This is a genomic window from Paraburkholderia tuberum STM678, assembly GCF_902833905.1.
Lineage (GTDB): Bacteria > Pseudomonadota > Gammaproteobacteria > Burkholderiales > Burkholderiaceae > Paraburkholderia > Paraburkholderia tuberum.
Map to the genome: position 1 here is coordinate 1 of NZ_CADFGP010000213.1, position 313 is coordinate 313.

The following is a 313-nucleotide window of genomic DNA, read 5'->3' on the forward strand; positions in this document are numbered from 1 at the left end:
TACCAACACGCCGGTGTCCAACGGAGCACCAGTCCCGGCCCAAGGTCCGGACACTTGCAGCGGCGCACCATAAAGGTAGGCGGAATTGACACATCAAACGAACTTCGAATTGCTGCGTCGGGAATTGGACGCAGACGATCCATGGCGGCTCGACAGCAATCCCTTTGAGCACGAGCGCCACAGGCAAATGCTTCGGATGGCGCTTTCGCAGGGATCCGTCACAAATGCGCTCGAAGTCGGATGCGCAGGCGGAGCCTTCACGGAAAAATTGGCACCGCACTGCCAACGGCTCACCGTGATCGATATCGTGCCA

1 protein-coding gene is annotated in these 313 nt (G+C 58.8%); it reads left to right on the top strand.

What is annotated here, in order from left to right:
- Window positions 1-85 precede the first annotated feature (85 nt).
- Window positions 86-313: nodulation S family protein (locus tag HWY30_RS40995; protein ID WP_244145230.1), on the top strand; the 228-nt coding region annotated here is incomplete at its 3' end.